This window comes from Rahnella sp. 1L-D-7-B-C2 (assembly GCF_057290995.1).
The window spans coordinates 50,375-69,515 of sequence record NZ_JBXAVQ010000020.1; the positions used below are offsets into that span (position 1 = coordinate 50,375).

Annotated in this window: 19 protein-coding genes; 13 read left to right on the forward strand and 6 right to left on the reverse strand. The window is 52.8% G+C overall.

Annotated features, from left to right (window positions below; translation table 11 throughout):
- Positions 1-83 precede the first annotated feature (83 nt).
- Positions 84-1,031: a ribose-phosphate diphosphokinase gene (prs, locus tag AC0Z7K_RS21350; protein ID WP_104921955.1), complete on the forward strand. Its 948-nt coding sequence runs from the start codon at positions 84-86 to the stop codon at positions 1,029-1,031.
- A 119-nt stretch (positions 1,032-1,150) separates the two neighbouring features.
- On the opposite strand, the gene ychH is transcribed toward prs, so the two are convergent.
- A complete protein-coding gene (gene ychH, locus AC0Z7K_RS21355; protein ID WP_413528824.1) occupies positions 1,151-1,423 on the reverse strand; it encodes a stress-induced protein YchH in 273 nt (90 codons plus the stop codon).
- Between the two features lie 290 nt (positions 1,424-1,713).
- Here ychH and pth point away from each other — a divergent pair, with 290 nt between their 5' ends.
- From pth to fbpC, 7 genes are all read left to right on the forward strand, one after another.
- Complete coding sequence (gene pth / locus AC0Z7K_RS21360) at positions 1,714-2,304, forward strand: aminoacyl-tRNA hydrolase (RefSeq protein ID WP_112167701.1); 591 nt, start codon at positions 1,714-1,716, stop codon at positions 2,302-2,304.
- A 161-nt stretch (positions 2,305-2,465) separates the two neighbouring features.
- Complete coding sequence (locus tag AC0Z7K_RS21365; protein WP_413528822.1) at positions 2,466-3,089, forward strand: response regulator; 624 nt, start codon at positions 2,466-2,468, stop codon at positions 3,087-3,089.
- Positions 3,089-4,618, forward strand: a complete 1,530-nt coding sequence (locus tag AC0Z7K_RS21370) for an MASE1 domain-containing sensor histidine kinase (RefSeq protein WP_485615859.1) — start codon at positions 3,089-3,091, stop codon at positions 4,616-4,618. The genes AC0Z7K_RS21365 and AC0Z7K_RS21370 overlap by 1 nt, the downstream gene beginning before the upstream one ends.
- Before the next feature lie 89 nt (positions 4,619-4,707).
- Positions 4,708-6,024: an MFS transporter family glucose-6-phosphate receptor UhpC gene (uhpC, locus tag AC0Z7K_RS21375; RefSeq protein WP_413528820.1), complete on the forward strand. Its 1,317-nt coding sequence runs from the start codon at positions 4,708-4,710 to the stop codon at positions 6,022-6,024.
- 44 nt (positions 6,025-6,068) lie between these two features.
- Positions 6,069-7,109 (forward strand): ABC transporter substrate-binding protein, encoded by a 1,041-nt coding sequence (locus tag AC0Z7K_RS21380; protein WP_413528819.1) that lies wholly within the window; start codon positions 6,069-6,071, stop codon positions 7,107-7,109.
- 123 nt (positions 7,110-7,232) lie between these two features.
- Complete coding sequence (locus AC0Z7K_RS21385) at positions 7,233-9,311, forward strand: ABC transporter permease (protein WP_485615860.1); 2,079 nt, start codon at positions 7,233-7,235, stop codon at positions 9,309-9,311.
- Positions 9,312-9,334: 23 nt separating this feature from the next.
- On the forward strand, positions 9,335-10,411 hold the full coding sequence (gene fbpC, locus AC0Z7K_RS21390) for a ferric ABC transporter ATP-binding protein (protein WP_413529017.1): 1,077 nt from the start codon (positions 9,335-9,337) through the stop codon (positions 10,409-10,411).
- 58 nt (positions 10,412-10,469) lie between these two features.
- Here the strand turns inward: fbpC and AC0Z7K_RS21395 are convergent, their stop codons facing one another.
- Positions 10,470-11,951, reverse strand: coding sequence for a SulP family inorganic anion transporter (locus tag AC0Z7K_RS21395; protein ID WP_485615861.1), 1,482 nt, complete (start codon positions 11,949-11,951; stop codon positions 10,470-10,472).
- Between the two features lie 216 nt (positions 11,952-12,167).
- Here AC0Z7K_RS21395 and ychF point away from each other — a divergent pair, with 216 nt between their 5' ends.
- From ychF to AC0Z7K_RS21410, 3 genes are all read left to right on the forward strand, one after another.
- Positions 12,168-13,259, forward strand: a complete 1,092-nt coding sequence (gene ychF / locus AC0Z7K_RS21400; RefSeq protein WP_112167694.1) for a redox-regulated ATPase YchF — start codon at positions 12,168-12,170, stop codon at positions 13,257-13,259.
- A gap of 184 nt (positions 13,260-13,443) precedes the next feature.
- Positions 13,444-13,791 carry an HNH nuclease YajD gene (gene yajD / locus AC0Z7K_RS21405; protein WP_413528817.1) on the forward strand — a complete coding sequence of 116 codons (348 nt, stop codon included), beginning with the start codon at positions 13,444-13,446 and terminating at the stop codon, positions 13,789-13,791.
- A gap of 199 nt (positions 13,792-13,990) precedes the next feature.
- Positions 13,991-14,629 (forward strand): nitroreductase family protein, encoded by a 639-nt coding sequence (locus AC0Z7K_RS21410; protein WP_413528816.1) that lies wholly within the window; start codon positions 13,991-13,993, stop codon positions 14,627-14,629.
- Between the two features lie 255 nt (positions 14,630-14,884).
- Here AC0Z7K_RS21410 and AC0Z7K_RS21415 read toward each other — a convergent pair whose 3' ends face one another.
- The 3 genes from AC0Z7K_RS21415 to AC0Z7K_RS21425 are packed head-to-tail and all read right to left on the reverse strand — an operon-like array spanning position 14,885 to position 16,693.
- A complete protein-coding gene (locus AC0Z7K_RS21415) occupies positions 14,885-15,298 on the reverse strand; it encodes a hypothetical protein (RefSeq protein ID WP_485615862.1) in 414 nt (137 codons plus the stop codon).
- 32 nt (positions 15,299-15,330) lie between these two features.
- Positions 15,331-16,203 (reverse strand): hypothetical protein, encoded by an 873-nt coding sequence (locus AC0Z7K_RS21420; protein WP_485615863.1) that lies wholly within the window; start codon positions 16,201-16,203, stop codon positions 15,331-15,333.
- Between the two features lie 10 nt (positions 16,204-16,213).
- Positions 16,214-16,693 carry an Hcp family type VI secretion system effector gene (locus AC0Z7K_RS21425; protein ID WP_485615865.1) on the reverse strand — a complete coding sequence of 160 codons (480 nt, stop codon included), beginning with the start codon at positions 16,691-16,693 and terminating at the stop codon, positions 16,214-16,216.
- A gap of 319 nt (positions 16,694-17,012) precedes the next feature.
- Here AC0Z7K_RS21425 and AC0Z7K_RS21430 point away from each other — a divergent pair, with 319 nt between their 5' ends.
- Positions 17,013-17,339, forward strand: a complete 327-nt coding sequence (locus AC0Z7K_RS21430; protein WP_485615866.1) for a SymE family type I addiction module toxin — start codon at positions 17,013-17,015, stop codon at positions 17,337-17,339.
- A gap of 71 nt (positions 17,340-17,410) precedes the next feature.
- Here AC0Z7K_RS21430 and AC0Z7K_RS21435 read toward each other — a convergent pair whose 3' ends face one another.
- Complete coding sequence (locus tag AC0Z7K_RS21435; protein ID WP_485615867.1) at positions 17,411-18,055, reverse strand: NADPH-dependent F420 reductase; 645 nt, start codon at positions 18,053-18,055, stop codon at positions 17,411-17,413.
- Between the two features lie 105 nt (positions 18,056-18,160).
- On the opposite strand from AC0Z7K_RS21435, the gene AC0Z7K_RS21440 reads away from it, so the two are divergent.
- Positions 18,161-19,048, forward strand: coding sequence for a LysR family transcriptional regulator (locus AC0Z7K_RS21440; protein ID WP_485615868.1), 888 nt, complete (start codon positions 18,161-18,163; stop codon positions 19,046-19,048).
- Positions 19,049-19,141: the final 93 nt, after the last annotated feature.

Consider the following 19,141-nt stretch of genomic DNA (forward strand, 5'->3'; position numbering starts at 1 on the left):
GAGCATAATGCTTTGGTACCGCTCACCGCCCGGTGGTGCCAAAAGCCAATGTCTTCCCTGGACGCAAGCCTGAGGTTCTTCTCGTGCCTGATATGAAGCTTTTTGCTGGTAACGCCACCCCGGAACTAGCACAACGTATTGCCAACCGTTTATACACCAGCCTTGGTGACGCCGCCGTCAGTCGTTTCAGTGACGGTGAAGTAAGTGTGCAAATCAACGAAAATGTACGTGGCGGAGATATTTTCATTATCCAGTCCACCTGCGCGCCTACTAACGATAACCTGATGGAACTGGTCGTGATGGTTGATGCCTTACGCCGCGCATCCGCCGGTCGTATCACCGCCGTTATTCCTTACTTCGGCTACGCACGTCAGGATCGCCGGGTTCGTTCAGCCCGTGTCCCTATCACCGCGAAAGTGGTGGCTGATTTCCTCTCCAGCGTTGGCGTTGACCGCGTTCTGACCGTGGATCTTCACGCAGAACAAATTCAGGGCTTCTTCGATGTGCCTGTAGACAATGTGTTCGGCAGCCCAATCCTGCTCGAAGACATGCTGCAACAAAACCTGGAAAACCCAATCGTGGTTTCTCCGGACATCGGTGGCGTTGTCCGCGCCCGTGCCGTCGCTAAACTCCTCAACGATACCGACATGGCCATCATCGACAAACGTCGCCCACGCGCAAACGTTTCTCAGGTGATGCACATTATCGGTGACGTCGCTGGCCGTGATTGCGTTCTGGTTGATGACATGATCGATACCGGTGGCACGCTGTGTAAAGCGGCTGAAGCACTGAAAGAACGCGGTGCGAAGCGCGTATTTGCCTATGCAACTCACCCGATCTTCTCCGGCAATGCAGTGGAAAACATCCGTAACTCCGTTATCGACGAAGTGATCGTATGCGACACCATCCCGCTCTCCGCGGAAATTCGTGCGCTGAAGAAAGTCCGTACCCTGACGCTGTCAGGTATGCTGGCTGAGGCTATCCGCCGCATCAGTAACGAAGAATCCATTTCTGCAATGTTCGAGCATTAATCATCACGCCCCTGTTTTCAGGGGCGTTTTGTTTTAAATGTTTTGATTCATCAGAAATGCAAAAAAACCGTTGTGGCGTGAGCGACAACGGTTTTTTTATGTCCAGCCTTCAGGCTAAATCAGGAGTGGCGATGAGACTTACTGCAACGTGAGTCGTAATGACGTACCCACCAGTAGCGATCTGCTACACGTTCGCGACCACCGACTCTCGCACCGGTCAGCCATAAAATCGCACCGATAAAGATGCTGCCGATCGCGCCGTGCGCCAGGAACTGTGGAAGCCCGAGCTCAGGCAGTTGATTTAAAATGGAATAACCAACGCCACCGACCATTGTGAGCAAACCGAGACCCATCAGGGCATTGCCCAGTCTTGTTGCGGTTTTACGTTTCATATGTCACCTCCAGATAGCGTTCATTTAGCATCATTGCTGTCTTGTCTTTTCCTGCCTTAACTATAGACGTCCCAACCGGTTCACTTTGCGGCAACGATCACATTCAAAGAACAATGAGTGACAAAACTTTACGTTTTCCAGACATATACATTCGTAGGGTGAATAGTTATCCGTTGGCATTATTCATTTTCGACACTATCTGCGGCTTTTCCCCCGCCCTTTATTTGGCATGGCACTGACAGGCAGGTAAACTGTGCGCCTAAACCTCACCAGATGAAGAAGCGAAAACCGTGAGCAGCATTAAATTAATTGTCGGGCTGGCCAATCCCGGTGCCGAATATGCCCAAACCCGTCACAATGCGGGTGCCTGGTATGTCGACCTCCTCGCCCGCCAGCACAATCAGCAGTTGAAAGAAGAAAGTAAATTTTTCGGTTATACCGCGCGGCTGTCTCTGGCCGGTGAGGACGTTCGTCTGCTGGTGCCGACCACCTTTATGAACCTCAGCGGAAAAGCGGTGCTGGCGATGGCACAGTTCTATCGCATTGAGCCGGAAGAAATTCTGGTCGCCCACGACGAGCTGGATATTCCGCCGGGGCTGGCGAAAATCAAACTTGGCGGCGGCAACGGCGGCCACAATGGTCTGAAAGATATTCAAAGCAAATTCGGCAATAATCCGAACTTCTACCGTCTGCGCATCGGCATTGGTCATCCGGGCGATAAAAGCAAAGTGGTGGGATTTGTGCTCGGCAAGCCGCCGGCCAATGAACAAAAGCTGATTGACGATGCGATCGACGAAGCACTGCGTTGCACCGAACTGCTGATGAAAGAAGGCCTGGAAAAAACCATGCGCCGCCTGCACAGCTTCAAAGCCGAACTGTAAGACATTCTGCCAGGGTGCGGGAATTCCCCGCGCCCTTTCCTTTCCCTCCTCCCGCCGTAACTTAAATTCCGTTACCTGCCCTGCAATTCCTCACGGCTTTGTTGCCAACTGCAACTATTCATGAGCATTATGCGAATCTCATTTACATTCAGTTACGCCTAATGATTAACGTTGCTTTGATTGATGACCACGTAGTGGTTCGTTCCGGTTTTGCCCAGCTGCTCGGCCTTGAGCCGGATATCCAGATTGTCGGCCAGTATGCTTCGGCGGCGAACGCCTGGTCGTCGCTGCTAAAAATGAACATTGACGTGGCGGTGATGGATATCGCCATGCCCGACGAAAGCGGACTGAGCCTGCTTGCGCGCCTACGGCATCAGCGGCCTGATTTTCGCGCCATTATTTTGAGCATTTACGACACCACGGCATTCGTGCAAAGCGCGCTCGACGCCGGTGCCGGCGGCTATCTCACCAAGCGTTGCGGCCCGGAAGAGCTGGTACAGGCAGTGCGAACGGTTCACGCCGGTGGCCGTTATCTCTGTTCGGATGCCCTGCTGGCATTGCGCCAGAGCCAGCAAACACCGAAAGCGCTACAGGCGCTGACGCCGCGCGAACGCGAGATTTTCGACTTGCTGGTCAACGGGCTGAGCGTGAAGGCAATCGCCGAACAGCTCGAACTCAGCCATAAAACTGTGCATGTCCACCGTGCCAATATCCTCGGCAAACTTCAGTGCGAAACCACCATCGAACTGGTGCATTTCGCCATTTTGCATAACCTGCTCGCCTGATGCGCAGATTTGGCCTGACGCTGTTTCTCGCCATTTTCTACAGCCTGTGCTGGCTGGCGCTGTGGTCGATCAGTTTTTACCTCACGCAAAACGGTCAGCAGGCAATGCTGCTTCTGCCGCAGGGCTTGCGCCTGGCACTGATGACGCTGCTTTCACGCCGTTACTGGCCGGCGATGCTGGCGTCGGAACTCGGCATTGCCTTCTGGCTGCACAGCGAACAGTTGCAGACCCACTGGATTATTCTGCTTTCGCCGTTCCTGAGCCTGATCCCCGCCGCGCTGGTGCAGCATTTCTGGCGGCGATTTACCCTCTACTGGCAACGACTTTTGCTGTTGCTCGGCGCCGTGGCAGGCAACAGCCTGTTGCAGATGGCAATGCCAGGTCTGTGGCTGAATTCGCCACTAAGCCAGACGCTGCTCGCTTCGTTCACCGGCGGCATTCTGCTGACGCCTTTTATCTATCTGATTTATGAATACCTCAAACAGCAACATCTGCAAAACCTGCTTGCGCAGGAGATCCCCGATCCGCCGCTGCGCACTTCCCTGCTGATCTGGTGTTCGCTGTTTTTCGCCCTCGCCGTCTGTCTGCAAATGACGCTGGCACCCGAAGTGGAAAGGCTGCTGATCATTCTGGTCTTCCTGCCCAACGTGGTGATGGCCTATGCCTTTGGCTGGCAAGGCGGCGTGCTGGCGGCGGTGCTGGGCAGCCTGATGATCACCGTGACCCGCCAGATGAGCGGCGCGTTTCACGATCTTCTGGAGCTGGAATTGTTTCTCTCGACGCAGGCGCTGCTCGGCATCGGGCTTGGGATCGCCATCAGCCGTCAGCAACAGCTGGCATCGCATCTCAATCGCTACCGGTTACAGCTGGAGCAGGAACTCCACACCCGCCGCCAGCTGACCGAACGGCTGGTGCATACCGAGGAAGCCGTGCGCAAAGAAATCGCCCGCGAGTTGCACGATGAAATCGGCCAGAATATTACCGCGATTCAGATCCAGGCGATGCTGGTCGACCGCAGCCCGCACGGTGATGCCACGCACGCGGCAGCAAAGCAGATCGGCGAACTTTCCCAGCGTATTCACCACACCACGCGGCAACTGTTGCGCCAGCTCCGTCCGCCGGTGCTGGATGAGATGGCGCTCGATAAAGCCCTGCATCACCTGGCCGGTGAATTTGCCTTCGCGCAGCAGGGGATCGATTTTCAGCTCGACTACCGGCTGCCGGGGGTGCCAACCGACGATACCCTGATTTTCACGCTGTACCGCCTGGTGCAGGAGTTGCTCAACAACATCAACAAGCACGCCGGAGCCACCGAGGTACGCGTCAGCCTGACAGAGCAACATAACATGCTGGTGCTGGACGTCTGCGACAACGGCATCGGCTTCACTCAGCCGGTGAAAGAAGGCTTCGGGCTGCGCGGAATTGAAGAACGGGTCCGGGCACTCGGCGGCGAATGGCTGCTCAGCCAGCAGGATGGCACCCGCATAATTGTTAAGTTGCCCACAGATTTGCAAAGAACACCGCCCTGACTAGGAATAATTCCTAGTCATCTAAAACCTTGTCTCATCCGCCCGACAAAACACCCGCCTACACTCGCCTCAATACGTTGGAGAACACCATGACCGCAACGCCGTTATCCGCCGCTGATGTGGATAAAAACTACCGTTACTGGCGCGTGCATTTATTGCTGTCGATGGTTATCGGTTACGCCGCGTTCTATCTCACCCGCCGGAGCGTCACCTTCGCGATGCCGGTGATGCAGCTGGAACTGGGACTGACCAAAGGCGATATCGGCCTGCTCGGCACGCTGTTTTATCTGGCCTACGGCGGCTCGAAATTTATCTCGGGGATCTACAGCGACCGTACCGGAGCCCGCTGGTTTATGGGCGTCGGATTACTGATGACCGGCGTGCTGAATATTCTGTTCGCCTTTTGTCATTCGCTGACCGCGCTGCTGATCGTGTGGACGCTGAACGGATTCTTTCAGGGCTGGGGCTGGCCGCCGTGCGCCAGATTGCTGACGCACTGGTATTCGCGCAACGAACGCGGCTTCTGGTGGGGCTGTTGGAATACGTCGATCAACATCGGCGGTGCGGCGGTTCCGCTGCTGTCAGGATTACTGGCGGCGACGTGGGGCTGGCAGGCGGCGTTGCTGGTGCCAGGCGCGGTGGGAATTGTCCTCGGATTGTGGCTGTGTCGCCAGTTATGCGGCACACCGCAGCAGGAAGGCTTACCGACCGTAGGCGAATGGCGCCGTGACCCGCTGGAACTGCGGCAGGAACAGCAAAGCCCGCCGATGGGCATGATGCAGATTTTGCGCCAGACAATTTTGCAGAACCGGACGATCTGGCTGCTCGGTGTCTCATACGTGCTGGTGTACCTGATCCGCATTGCGCTCAATGACTGGGGCAATATCTGGCTGGCGGAGAATCACGGCGTCAATTTGCTCAGTGCAAACGCGACACTGTCACTTTTCGAACTCGGCGGTTTGCTTGGTGCCCTGTTCGCCGGCTGGGGCTCTGACCTGCTGTTTCGCGGGCAGCGCGCGCCGATGATTTTACTGTTTTCTCTGGGGCTGTTTCTGACCGTCACCGCCCTGTGGCTGGCACCGGTGCATCACTTCGGGCTGCTGGCGCTGAGTTTCTTCAGCATCGGATTTTTTGTTTTCGGCCCGCAAATGCTGATAGGCCTTGCGGCCACGGAATATTCACACAAAGACGCGGCGGGTACGGTGACCGGATTCCTTGGCCTGTTCGCCTACCTCGGCGCGGCGCTGGCCGGGTGGCCACTGGCCGTGGTGATGCAACACTACGGCTGGTCGGGATTTTTTGCCGTACTGACGATGGCTTCGGCCTTCGTCGGGCTGCTGCTGATGCCGATGATGATGGCCGGGATCAGTAAACGCGAATTACAGTCCGCTCCGCCGGACAACTGACAAGGTTCTCTGTCCTGCAACATAACAAGAAAAAGGTAAACACCATGAAATCTAAACTCACCTACTCCCTCCTCGCCGCGGCCGTTGCCATGACCGCATTCACCGGTGCCGCACAGGCCAAAGGTCGTCTGGTGGTCTATTGCAGCGCCACCAACGCCATGTGTGAAGAAGAAACCAAAGCCTTCGGCGAGAAGTATGACGTCAAAACCTCATTCATCCGCAACGGCTCCGGCAGCACGCTGGCGAAAGTCGAAGCGGAGAAGAAAAACCCGCAGGCTGACGTCTGGTACGGCGGGACCTTAGATCCTCAGTCGCAGGCCGGTGAGATGGATCTGTTGCAGGCGTACAAATCTCCAAACCTCGCGCAAATCATGCCGAACTTCCAGGATCCGGCCAAACGCAAAGGTAACTACTCCTCCGCCGTGTATATCGGCATTCTGGGCGTCGGCGTGAACACTAATCGCCTGAAAGAGAAAAACCTGCCCGAACCGAAATGCTGGAAAGACCTGACCAACCCAATCTACAAAGGCGAGATTCAGATTGCCGATCCGCAAAGTTCCGGCACCGCCTACACTGCGCTTGCCACCTTCGCGCAACTGTGGGGCGAAGATCAGGCTTTTGATTACCTGAAAAAGCTCAACACCAACATTTCTCAATACACAAAATCCGGCATCGCCCCGGCCCGTAACGCGGCGCGTGGCGAAACCGCCATCGGCATCGGCTTCCTGCACGATTACGCTCAGGAAAAAGAGAGTGGCGCACCGCTGAAACTGATTTCCCCGTGCGAAGGCTCCGGCTATGAAATCGGTGGCGTCAGTATTTTGAAAGGCGCGCGCAATCTGGATAACGCCAAACTGTTTGTCGACTGGGCCCTGTCTAAAGACGCGCAGGAACTGGCGTGGAAGAAAGGCCAGTCCTATCAGATCCTGACCAACACCACCGCAGAAACGTCGCCGAATTCACTAAAAATGAGCGACCTGAAACTCATCAACTACGACATGGACAAGTACGGCGCGTCCGATATGCGTAAAGAACTGATCACCAAATGGGTTAACGAAGTGAAGATGGGCAAAGAGACCCAATAAAAGCCCACGTAAGTTATTGATATGGCCTTACTCCCTCCCCTTCGCAGGGGAGGGAGTTGCCGGGCTTTCTCATTGAGCATTATTTATCGCCAACACCTTTTTCTAACTTAATAAGGGGACGCTATGTCTCATTCACTAACCCTGCCTGACACCCGACGCCGTGACCCGGTTTTCGGTTGGCTGGGGCTGATTCTGGCGGCTTTTGTGCTGCTGCCGTCGTGGAGCCTGGACTACGGTCTGCTCGAATCCACTTCGGATGAAATCCTTGCCGCCTACGGCTGGTCCGGGCTGAACCTCAGCCTGCTGTGGCTGATCTTGCCGATGGCTCTGCTGTTCCGCCCGCGTTACGCGCAGCGGCTGGAAGCCCGTCGCCGTCATCAGTTTGATGCCGCCTGGTCGGTGTTCTGCGCGCTGTTTATGATTGTCAGCGCCACGCTGATAGGTCGCGGTCTGGGCTACGGCAGCATTCTGATGTTTATCGCGCTCGGCGCGATTTGCTCACTGGCGCTTTCACGACTGGAATGGCTGGGCGGCGACCGCTTCGTGCTCGGCTCGCTCATCTGCATCATCGCGCTGATCGCCGTCTTCATCATTTATCCAAGTATTGCGATTTTCATTCCGATGTTTACCAACGACGCCGGTGATTTCGCACCGCTGGCGTTTATGGCAGTGCTCGGCCAGTCGCATATTTTGCAGGTGATCTGGAACTCGTTCCTGCTCTCCGTCGCCGTCGGTATCGGCTGTACTTTCTTCGGGCTGGTGCTGGCGATTTACACCACGCGCATCGCCAAACGGTCAGCGGTGATTGGCCGTATTTTCTCGATTCTGCCGATCGTCACCCCGCCGTTTATTGTTGGCCTCGGCGTGACGCTGATGATGGGCCGCTCCGGTTATCTCACCGAGTTTATGGCGGACTGGTTCGGGCTGACCAACACCAACTGGCTGTATGGATTTACCGGCATCTGGCTGGCGCAGGTTCTGGCGTTCACGCCGATGGCGTTTATGATCCTCGACGGCGCAATCAAAACTATTCATCCGTCGCTGGAAGAAGCGTCGTACACCCTGCGCGCCAGCCGCTGGCAGACCTTCCACCGCGTCTTCCTGCCGCTACTCAAACCGGCGCTGGCTAACGCGTTTTTGATCGTCATCGTTCAGTCGCTGGCAGATTTCAGTAACCCGCTGGTGCTCGGTGGCAATTTCGACGTACTCGCCACGCAAATTTACTTCTACATCACCGGCGCGCAGCTGGACTATCAGGCCGCCAGTACGCTCGGCGTGATCTTACTGGTGTTCTCGTTGCTGGTGTTCTGCGTGCAGTACATGTGGATCGGCAAACGCTCCTACGTCACCATTTCCGGCAAAACTTCACGCGGCGACGTTCAGCCACTGCCGGTGACGCTGGTGTGGGGCGTGACCGCGTTGCTGGCGGTGTGGGTGGCGTTCAACGCGCTGCTTTACGGCAGCATTTTCTACGGCAGTTTCACCGTCAACTGGGGCGTGGATTACACGCTGACCTTCGCCAACTTCACCAAACTGTTTGGTCAGGGCTTCTCCGACGGCGCATGGCCTTCGCTGCTCGATACCTTGCTCTACGCGGGAATAGCCGCACCGATCACCGCGCTGTTCGGCCTCCTGATTGCCTACATCGTGGTGCGTCAGCAGTTTCGTGGCAAAAAAACCATCGAGTTCAGCACCATGCTGTGCTTTGCGGTGCCGGGCACGGTCGCCGGGATCTCCTACATTCTGGCCTTTAACAGTGCGCCGGTTTACCTGACCGGGACAGCGGCGATTGTCATTATTTCCATGGTGATGCGTAACGTGCCGGTGGGTATCCGCGCGGGTATTGCCGGGCTCGGGCAACTGGATAAATCGCTGGATGAAGCCTCACTCAGCCTGCGTGCCGGATCCATGCGTACGGTGATGTACATCCTTCTGCCGCTGCTGCGACCGGCCATTCTTTCGGCGCTGATTTACAGCTTCGTGCGCGCCATCACCACCGTCAGCGCCATCGTGTTTCTGGTCACGCCGGATACCCGTGTCGCCACCGCCTACACCCTCAACCGCGTGGAAGACGGCGAATACGGCGTGGCCATTGCTTACGGCTCAATCCTCATCGTCGTGATGCTGGCGATCATTTTCATCTTTGACTATCTGGTTGGCGAAGCGCGTATTTCCCGCTCAAAAGCCAAAACCGGCCAATAATTCTGGAGTGCTTTGACATGACCATGACCACTGAACACCCGGTTAAACCGGCACCGGCAGAAGCCACCAAAAGTTTTGTTGAACTGAAAAGCGTCGCCAAGCGTTTCGGCACCAATACCGTACTGGAAGGCCTGAATCTGGCGATCCCGAAAGGCAAAATGGTTACCCTGCTCGGCCCGTCAGGCTGCGGCAAAACCACCGTTCTGCGCATGGTCGCCGGGCTGGAAAAACCCTCTGAGGGGCGTATTTTCATCGACGGCGAAGATGTCACCGATCGCTCCATTCAGCAGCGTGATATCTGCATGGTGTTTCAGTCCTACGCACTGTTCCCGCACATGTCGCTGGGAGAAAATATCGGTTACGGCCTGAAAATGCTGGGAAGGCCTAAAGCCGAGATCCGTGACCGCGTGCGTGAAGCCTTATCGCTGGTCGATCTGGACGGGTTTGAGGACCGCTATGTCGATCAGATTTCCGGCGGCCAGCAACAACGAGTGGCGCTGGCGCGCGCGTTGATCCTCAAACCTAAAGTCCTGCTGTTTGATGAGCCGCTGAGTAACCTCGATGCCAACCTGCGCCGCAGCATGCGCGAAAAAATCCGCGAGCTTCAGCAGCAGTTCAACATCACCTCGTTGTACGTGACGCACGATCAGAGCGAAGCCTTTGCGGTATCCGATACAGTACTGGTGATGAACAAGGGCAAAATCATGCAAATTGGTGCGCCGCAGGAGCTGTATCGCCAGCCTGCCTCGCGCTTTATGGCAAGTTTTATGGGTGATGCTAACGTCTTCCCGGCGGATTTACACCGCGACACGGTGGAGATTTTCGGCTACCACATCCCAAAACCGGCGGCGTTCGCGCCGGGAATGCAGCAATGTACGGTCGGCGTGCGTCCGGAAGCGATCACCCTCGGGCTACAGGGTGACGACAGCCAGCGCTGCACCATCACCCACGTTGCCTATATGGGCCCGCAGTATGAAGTGACGGTGGAATGGCACGGACAGTCTCTGCTGTTGCAGGTCAACGCCACGCAGCTGCAACCTACCGCCGGTGACAACTTCTTCCTGCAAATCCACCCGTACGGGATGTTTGTTCTGGTGTAATGACGTCATGGTGACGCAATGAAAAAAGGTGCCGTTTTTATGCGGCACCTTTTGCATTTCAGAGGGTATCTTCTGCGACGTAATACTCAGGATCGTCTAATTCGTGACTACAAAACGGCCCGGCTTTTTTCAGCAGGCTCACACAGTCGTTGCTCAGATGCCGCAGCCGGATGGTTTTTCCGGCCTCGAGATAACGCGCCGTCAGCTTATCAATCGCCTCGACACCGCTGGAATCCATCACCCGCGTACCGGCAAAATCCAGCACCACGTTTTGCGGATCATTTTTCGGCTCAAACAGCTCCGAGAACGACGCCGCCGAGCCGAAAAATAACGGGCCTTCCAGTTTATACACCGTCAGATCACCCTTAGTTTTGTGCTCGCGAATGCGGATCCGCGCCTGCTGCCAGGCAAAGACCAGCGCTGAGATAATCACGCCGCTGATGACCGCGACAGCCAGATCGGTAAATATCGTAATCACCGTGACAATCACCATGACCAGCGCATCGGCTTTCGGCATACGACGAAAACGACGCAGCGAACTCCACTCGAAAGTGTTGTAGCACACGACCAGCATGATCCCCGCCAGCGCCGCCACCGGCAGCAGACCTATGTAACCGGAAAGACTCACCACGAACAAGATCAACAAAATCGCGCCAACAATACCTGAGATACGCCCGCGCCCGCCGGAGGTGAAATTGATGATCGATTGCCCAATCATCGCGCAACCGGCGAAGCAACCGAACAGCCCGCAGATCGTGTTACCCGCCCCCTGCGCGATGCTTTCACGGTTACCGTTGCCCTTATGGCCGCCCATTTCATCAAGCACCGTCATCGTCAGCAGCGATTCAATCAGCCCGACCAGCGCGATCACCACCGCATACGGCAGCACGACTTTCAGCATGTCGACCGTGAACGGCACGACCGGCAGGCTGAAGTGCGGTAAGGCGCCGGAGATATCCGCCAGATCGCCGACCCGCAGCGTGTGCAGGTTAAAACCAATCGCCACCGCCGACACCACAATCAGCGCCGCCAGAGACGCGGGAATGATTTTGGTCAGTTTTGGGAACAGCACCACCACGGCAATCGCCAGCAGCACCAGCCCGTACATCAGCGGCCCCTGCCCGGAGATCATATGCAACTGCGCCAGCATAATCACAATCGCCAGCCCGTTCACAAATCCGTGAACCGCAGGCAGCGGCACCAGCCGGATAAACTTCCCGAGCCGGAACACGCCGATCAAAATCTGAATCACACCGGCGAAAATCGTCGCCCACAGCACGTATCCCATGCCGTGCTGCGCCGCCAGACTCATCAGCACCACCACAATAGACCCGGCCGCACCGGATACCATCCCCGGTTTTCCGCCGAACAACGCCGTCACCAGCCCGATAATAAATGCCGTGTGCAGCCCGACAATCGGCGACAGCCCGGCCACCAGCGAGAACCCCACCGCTTCCGGAATCATCGACACCGCCACCACAAATCCTGCCAGCGTTTCATTCTTCACTTCCGACAACTTCAGACCACGCGGGCTAAACATAAAACATCCGGTTCATTTCCAGTCAGTTAAAAAATTGTGACAAGTATCTAAAAATGGGCAAAGCGAGGCAAGGTTTAATCCATCCTTTGAGGATTACCGCGCGACAAGCGGATCGAGAAAAACATGGATTTTGTGTATAATGCCAAACATTATGGTCATTACATCAGGCAATTAACTTTAATTACCTGATAACTAAGATATTAAGGTGAGAAAAACATGGGATTCAAATGCGGTATCGTCGGCCTGCCGAACGTCGGTAAATCCACTCTGTTCAATGCGCTGACCAAAGCGGGTATCGAAGCAGCAAACTTCCCGTTCTGCACCATCGAACCTAACACCGGCGTCGTGCCAATGCCCGATCCGCGTCTCGACCAGTTGGCCGAGATCGTAAAACCGCAGCGTATCCTGCCAACCACCATGGAATTTGTGGATATCGCCGGTCTGGTAAAAGGCGCATCCAAAGGTGAAGGCCTGGGTAACCAGTTCCTGACCAACATCCGTGAAACCGAAGCCATCGGCCACGTGGTGCGCTGCTTTGAGAATGACAACATCATCCACGTAAACAACAAAGTGGATCCGGCTGATGACATCGATGTTATCAACACCGAACTGGCGTTGTCTGACCTCGACACCTGTGAGCGCGCCATTCACCGCGTGCAGAAGAAAGCCAAAGGCGGCGATAAAGATGCGAAAGCCGAACTGGCTGCGCTGGAAAAATGTCTGCCACAGCTTTCCGAAGCGGGCATGCTGCGTGCGCTGGATCTGACCGAAGAAGACAAAGCGGCAATCCGCTACCTGAGCTTCCTGACGCTGAAACCGACCATGTACATCGCCAACGTCAACGAAGACGGTTTCGAGAACAATCCGTACCTCGACATCGTGCGTAAAATCGCCGAAGCCGAAGGTTCCGTCGTCGTTGCCGTGTGCGCCGCCGTGGAATCTGACATTGCTGAGCTTGATGACGCCGATCGCGAAGAATTCATGCAGGAACTGGGCTTAGAAGAGCCGGGCCTGAACCGCGTGATCCGCGCCGGTTATGAGCTGCTGAATCTGCAAACTTACTTCACCGCTGGCGTGAAAGAAGTCCGCGCATGGACCATCCCTGTCGGCGCCACTGCGCCACAAGCCGCAGGTAAAATCCACACCGACTTCGAGAAAGGCTTCATCCGCGCACAAACCATCGCGTTCGAAGACTTCATCACCTACAAAGGTGAGCAAGGCGCGAAAGAAGCCGGAAAAATGCGTTCAGAAGGCAAAGAGTACGTTGTAAAAGATGGCGATGTGATGAACTTCCTGTTCAACGTCTAAGTTAATATTCAGCTCGCACAGATCTGAATGTTGTTTAAAAATCCACGCCACTGCGTGGATTTTTCTTTTTACCGCGCAGCAAAAAGTCCCTCTCCGCCCCGCTTTCATTTCTCCTTCTGCCCCATTACGCGATATATTAGACACATTCTTTTAAGATCCTCTCTTTGTAACAGGTAACATCGTCATGGCACTGATCCCTAAAAACTACCCGCGGCTGGAAAGCGGCTATCGTGAAAAAGCGCTCAAAATCTACCCGTGGGTTTGCGGCCGCTGCACGCGGGAATTTGTTTATTCAAATCTGCGCGAACTTACGGTTCACCATATCGACCACGACCATACCAACAACCCGGAAGATGGCAGTAACTGGGAATTATTGTGTCTGTATTGTCATGACCATGAACACTCCAAGTACACGGAGGCTGATCAGTACGGTACCCGCGTTGTGGCAGGAGAGGACGCGCAAGATGATGTTGAAGCAGCCACCTATAATCCCTTTGCGGATTTGAAGTCTTTGCTCAATAAGAAGAAATAAGATGAGAAACAGAAATGCAACGTCGGTGATGTTGCATTTCAGAATAATGGACTTTTTCTACGCCTATATCCGGTTGTCCCCAGGGCTCAAATTCACAAAACCTCCCACCAAAGATCATGCGATCATCCCCCGCTATTGATAAAAATGATCCCCAAAAGGCAAGCCCACCGCTTCACACTTAATCCTTCAGGAAAACAAGATGACGACCTTAAATGAAAGACTGGCATGGCGCTACGCGACCAAAAAATTCGATGCAACGAAAACCGTGTCTGCTGAAAAACTCGAACGTATCGTAGAAGCCGTGCGTCTGGCACCGACGTCGAGCGGGCTCCAGCCGTTCGAACTCTTTGTAGTAACCAATCCTGACGTCCGCGCAAAAATCAGAACGGTGTCCTGGGATCAGGCGCAGGTGACCGACTGTTCACACCTGCTGGTCTTTGCTGCATGGGACGACATCACCGCAGACCGCGTCAATATGATGTTTGATCTGACCAACGACGTGCGTGGATTTAAAAACGAAGGCTGGGAAAACTATCGTCAAATGCTGTTGGGCATCGTCGCCGATCGCGGAACCGAAGCAAACTATCAGGCCGCTGCCCGTCAGGCGTATATCGGCCTTGGTGCTGCGCTGATTGCAGCAGCGTTCGAAGAAGTAGATGCCACGCCGATGGAAGGTTTTGATCCGGTGGCGGTGGATGAAATTCTCGATTTGAAATCCAAAAATTTACGCAGCGTCGTGATGCTCCCGCTGGGTTATCGCGCCACCGAAGGTGACTGGCTGGTGAACCTGAAGAAAGTACGTCGCAGCCGCGAAAACTTTGTGACTGAAATTAAATAAACCGGATTTCAGACTGGAATAGAAAATCCACGTGAGAGCGTGGATTTTTTTATGGATTAATATTCATTACTTCTCCGGCAATCACTGTGGCAAATGCCAATTTTCAGAATGACCACATCATCGTAATGCATAACAAAGTACTGATTACCTCTGTTGAATTCTGCATCAACATCAATCTCTACCGTTAGAACCACTTTCAAATTAGAGAAAATATAAACCTTACAATTCACATTATAGAATTATGTTTACAGATTATCAATTCGTTGTGCTGCTTATCAATTCCAAACTAATATCATCGCCGTCGAGAACTATGGAATACTCTTCTCCTATTTTATTTACCTCTCCCTCAACAATAGAGTTTTCCGCTAGAAATTTTTCGAGTTTTTCTTTAGCCACCATAATATTACCAACCCCCTTCCATGTAACCTCATTCCGTGTAAAACCATAATTATCATCACCTTTACTAAGGTATAGTACTTCCTCTGATAATTTTGGTGCATTTTTTAAGATTGATGGCGTTAGTAAATAGTAATAAATAATGTTGAAACTTGTATAAACCTTACCATCAATGGTTGAAAGGAATACATGAAGAATTAATAGCGCAGTCGCAATAAAGACTACTGTCAACATCAGTGTGTATTTTAAAAACCGCCTAATAAATCGTCTCATTTCAATCCCTTAATAATCAATTACTGATGTATTTAGATTCTGATCTCGAAGTAATTAGGCGAGAACGGCAGGTGAGGAAGAACATAAAGCATAGGGGGTTTAGAATTATTTTTAATTCCATTAGTTTCATTCCATCCTTTCTTTCTCCCAGATAGGTAAACCTCATGATTCATTCTATTTCTATCTTCAAATAAACTCCTATACGGCATATCACCAACCCTATTATAAATAAAGTTACTTGAGAGATCGGTAAGTGGCCTAACATAGTTCAACCACGACGGTAAATATCCTTTTCTAGGTAATCCCTTTCTCAAAGGAGATGGTTGAGGGAATAATAATGGGCGAAACTCCTTATTTTTGAAATTACCAACTGGTCCATAATAGTCCCATATACTTAGCGCATACTCCTTAGTCGTTGGGTAAGAAAATACAATTGGGTCAACCTCATTCCCGAATACTCTATAAAAACCGACTAAATCTGATACTAGGTCCTCCCCACTGAAGCCACTATCCGTATACCAGGAAAAAAATGATGATTGCTGGAAAGCTTCGAGCCGATATGCCGTTTTCATGATTATTGTAAGTGCAATTTGACGCTTAACCTCCCAACTTAAACATGAGCGAATCATCAGGGGAGTATTGATTCCCACGCACCCCTGGGCTTCAAAATGGTCATTTTTCCAGTTGGCACCGAAATCTTGATAGTAATCAATAGGAAAATACCAGTCATTGAACTCCGGATAGAATTTTCTGCCATTTTCTTCAAGTAGAAGAGCTTTAAGTCTTCTTGAATCCTCACCCCCAGCATGCCCAAGGTCGATCCATCCTAATACTCTCGTATAAATTAATCCGTACTTGTCAGTCCGTGATTTGAATCCATCTTTGATTTCGTTACGCTTACTCATATTTTACCCCTTACATCACAATATCCTGCCAAAAACTATAACCCGAGGTTCCGGCCTGATGGTGACACCATGTGATAATATTGAATGTAAAGATCAGAGTTTCTTCTGCTTGAGCGTCATTATGGTCAACAGCATGTGGGAAATTGAGTGATACGTCTATCAAAAAGGCATCACGTAATTCAATTGAAAAGTACTTTGCAATGTTACCTCTGATATCAGTCCTAAAAATATCAAAATTGCATTGTAACTTTTCATTATTTGAGATCGAAACACCAAATAAAGGCGTCGATTTATCGATGGTTTTAGTAACCGATAAAGGTTGATGACATACATTTTGATCGCGATGGGTGCTGTGGGATAAAGCCAGTAAAAAAATCTGATCCTGATGAAGTGCCTGATACTTATTGCCCATTGAATCATAAGAACCACATCCCTGTGATATTAGCCCCTGTTTTTGACCCGTGACTGACATGTAGATTTGATTAGCCATTTTCGCCCCCAGTGAATTTCACGTTTTATAACTCAGACTCTTAACTAAAACAAATGCCATATATCAATACAAAATCAAGATCAATACATGCTGATTATAATTAAATGTCCGCTAAAAAAACCTCATCGTTTCCACAAATATCTTTCATTGGATTAATAATTTCTAAAGCGTAGCATTTAATTTTATGGCTTATTGAAATGAGTCATGAAATGAGAAGTGCGAAATGGAAGTTTATAAATAGAAATTTAAGAAACGCGGAATTGACGTGCAGCAACACCTCAACCCCGCTGACCAATCAACTATTAAACGGAATAGAAAAATGGCTAACACGGATTCTAAATCAAATACTGCCCCGCTCAAACCTTTACGTCATTACATTGTGGGATATGTTCCAAATCCTTATCGTCATCCGCAGATTTGCGTGAAAGGCAAATGGCTTGAGGAAGCCGGATTCAGCACCGGTATGCCCGTGACAATAAGAGTGATGAAAGGCTGTCTGGTGATCACCACGCAACCGCAGGAAAAGGATATTCAGGAATTCCTGCAACCGGCACGGGAACTCTCCGCACAAAGTCAGAATGAACTTATGCAAATGATTAACGGTTTAGTATTAAAGGATAAACTGCTACATCCTGAAGGGGTGTAAATATTTTAATAAAGAGGATCAATCCACGCGATGGTGTGGATTGATATTTATAATATAAATTCTGAGACAAATTAACTACCCAGTGGCTTAAACCTCTGAGCCTGCGCCAGAACCCGCTCGAGCTCCCCTTTCGTCATTCGCACGCAATAACTCGGCATTGCACGCTGGAAGCGCCAGCCTTCGGACAGTGCGCCTGCATCCACCGCGTCAAAACCAAACGCATCATAAAGACTGACGATAATCTGCTTGGTTGCCTTATCGTCACCGGCCAGCGGCAATGCGCGGCGGTCGGGGGCTCCGGCGGGCAGGCCGTCGGTTTCGAGATCGGTCATCTGAATCGCATTGAAGGCTTTGGTGATTTTCGACTGCGGCAGAAAACCGGCCAGATATTCGCTGGTAGTCGTCAGCTGTTGATCGAGTTCCGCCACCTGCCCGTCGCGTTCAGGATAATAATTGACGGCGTCGATGACTGCTTTTCCGGCAAGTTCCGCTACCGGCAGTTGCCCGATGGCGGTCAGAGGGACGGCGATAACCACAATCTCGCCATAGATGGCAGCCTCCGTGGCGGTGCCTGTCTCACAACCAATCATTGGCTTGAGGCTGAACAGCGTCTGCGGCCCGCGGGAATTACTCAACATGACCTGATGTCCGGCCTTGATCGCCTGTTTCGCCACCGCTCGCCCTACAAATCCCGCACCGATGATGCCTATTTTCATGATTATCACCTTTCAATTGTCTGTCAGAAGGTTAAGAATAATTCGACACCCTGCGTTGATAAATACTCGATATCAGCACAGACAAACAACAAAAAGGAGTGAATCGTGGATCGTCTCACCAGCATGAACGTCTTCGTCAGAGCCGCCGAACTTGGATCCTTCGCGGCGGCGGCAGAGGCGTTACGCATATCCCCGCAGATGGTAGCGAAACATATCGCCCGGCTGGAATCGCGGCTGGGCACGGCGCTGCTGAACCGCACGACCCGCCGCCAGCATCTGACGGATATCGGCAGCAGCTACTACGAACGCTGTAAAATCGTGCTTGCCGAGGCCGAGGCGGCCGATGCCATCGCGCTGGAGATGAAAGCCACACCATCTGGCATCATTCGCGTTAATGCGCCGGTGACCTTTGGTGCATCGATGCTGGCACCGTTCATTACACAATATCTGGATAACTATCCCGGCACGCAGGTGGAGCTGACGCTGAGCGATCGCATGGTCGATCCTGTCGAGGAAGGTTATGAAGTGATCCTGCGCATCGGTGAACTGCACGACGGCCCGCTGATTGCGTATCCGCTTCGGCCGTACCGGCTGATTGCATGCGCTTCGCCGGAGTATCTCGCGCAGAATGGCACGCCGGTTACCCCCACCTGTCTGGCGCTGCATTCCTGTCTGGTTTATGGGATCTGGTCACCGCAGTCGCCCTGCCGCTGGCTGTTCACTAAGGAGGGCAAAACGCAGGAAGTGCGCCCTGAAGGCCGTTTTCGGGCGAATGACTGGCGGGCGCTGTTGCATGCAGCGGTCAGAGGTTATGGCGTAACGCAGGGGCCGGAAGACGTATTGCGGGAAGAAATCAACGCCGGGCGTTTAGTGCAAATACTGCCCGATTACACGTGTCCTTCGCGACCGATGCACGTCCTCACGGCGGCGGGTTTACGGCAGACAGTCAAAATTCGGAGCTTTATCAAAGCGGTGACTGAAACGTTTGGCTAATCTCTGAAACGCAGACAGTGTCTGGCCGGCCTGGATTTACGCGCTTATCCTGCTCATAGTTACTCATATTTAAAAGGCTGGAAATGAAGACTG